This window comes from Pseudoxanthomonas sp. LjRoot204_2 (assembly GCF_056175765.1).
Map to the genome: position 1 here is coordinate 1 of NZ_JBGFFG010000604.1, position 1,598 is coordinate 1,598.

Below are 1,598 nucleotides of genomic sequence, written 5' to 3' on the forward strand. Positions count from 1 at the left end.
TCCTTCTCCCCGCTCGGCGGGGAGAAGGTGCCCGAAGGGCGGATGAGGGGCGAGCGCAGGAATAAACCTCGCGGCATACATTGCGATTGTTGCGATGGCGCCGCATGTCCCGGCTCTTGGTCTTCGTTCGCCCCTCACCCGCCTYCGGCACCCTCTCCCCGCTTCGCAGGGAGAGGGGGTGTGTCAGGACTCGAAGAACGCCAGCTTCTTCGCCCGCGGCAACCGTTTGAGGTGCGCTTCCGCACGCGATGCCGCACTGCGGTCGGGATACGCGCGGCTGGCCAGCAGCTGCACGGGAGGATTCGCACGCGTGTACTTCGCGCCGGTCCCGGCGACATGCGCGGCGTAGCGTGCGTCGAGGCGGTTGGTGATGCCGGCGTAATACGCGCCGCTGCGACACTCGAGCAGGTACACGCACCAGCGACCCGGCGCGTCGTCGGCGTCAGGCGTGCGCACGATGGTGCGGCTGGTTCTCGTGCGTGGTGAATGCCTGGCGGATGTGTTCGCGCAGGTCGTCATCGTTCCACGGCTTGGTCAGGAAGCGGTAGATCTCGCCGCGGTTGATCGCCTCGGTGACGGTCGCCAGGTCGGTGTAGCCGGACAGCACCAGCCGGATCGTGTCAGGGTAGAGCACGCGCACGCGGCCGAGGAACTCGGTGCCGCTCATGTCCGACATGCGCTGGTCGGACAGGATGACTTGCACGTCGTTGGTGGCCAGCAGCTCGAACGCGTCGGTGACGTTGCTGGCGGCCAGGATGCGGTAGCCATCGCGACGGAACAGGCGCACCAGCGAGCGCAGGATGTTCTCTTCGTCGTCGAGAAGCAGCAGGGTGCGGTCGGGCTTGGTGGCGGCGAAGGCATCGGCGCGCAGGTAGCGGCGGCGCAGCACCGCGCCGGCATCCTCGGCCGACATCGGCTCGCCGAACAGGTGGCCCTGGAACATGTCGCACTGGTTCCTGCGCAGGAAGCCCAGCTGCGTATCGGTTTCCACGCCGTGCGCGATGACTTTCATGCCCAGCTGGTGGCCCATCGCGATGATGGCGCAGGTGATGGCGACCTCGCGGTTGCCCGAGGGCACGCCCTTCACGAAGTTGCGGTCGATCTTGATCTTGTCCACCGAAAAGCGGACCAGCGAATCCAGGTTCGAGTCGCCCATGCCGAAGTCGTCCAGCGTCAGCCGCACGCCTTCGCGGTGCAGCTGCGCCAGCGTGCGGTGGACCAGGTTCATGTCCTTGGCGAGCGCATTCTGGCGCACCTCCAGGACCACCATCTGCGGCGGGATGCCGGCCTCCTGCATGGCCTCCAGGACTTCGGGCACGAAGCTGGGGCGCAGCAGTTGCAGCGTGGACACGTTGACCGCGATCTCGAAGTCGTCGAAGCCCCAGTCGCGCCAGACGCGCGCCTGCTTGAAGGCGTTGCGCAGCACCCAGTCGCCGATCTGGACGATGACGCCCAGCTTTTCGGCCACGTGCATGAAGCGCTCGGGCACCAGCAGGCCAAGGGCCGGCGAGTACCAGCGCAGCAGCGTCTCCATGCCGACCACGCGTCCGTCGTGGGCATTGATCTGCGGCTGGTAGAACAGGCGCAGTTCGTTGTGG

At 66.9% G+C, this 1,598-nt stretch carries 2 protein-coding genes; both read right to left on the reverse strand.

Going from position 1 to position 1,598, the window contains the following annotated elements:
- Positions 1-183: 183 nt before the first annotated feature.
- Positions 184-459 carry a GIY-YIG nuclease family protein gene (locus tag AC04L7_RS18295; RefSeq protein WP_436001028.1) on the reverse strand — a complete coding sequence of 92 codons (276 nt, stop codon included), beginning with the start codon at positions 457-459 and terminating at the stop codon, positions 184-186.
- The coding region (locus AC04L7_RS18300) for an EAL domain-containing protein (RefSeq protein WP_475513649.1) at positions 443-1,598 on the reverse strand (1,156 nt) is incomplete at its 5' end. The genes AC04L7_RS18300 and AC04L7_RS18295, both read right to left, overlap by 17 nt.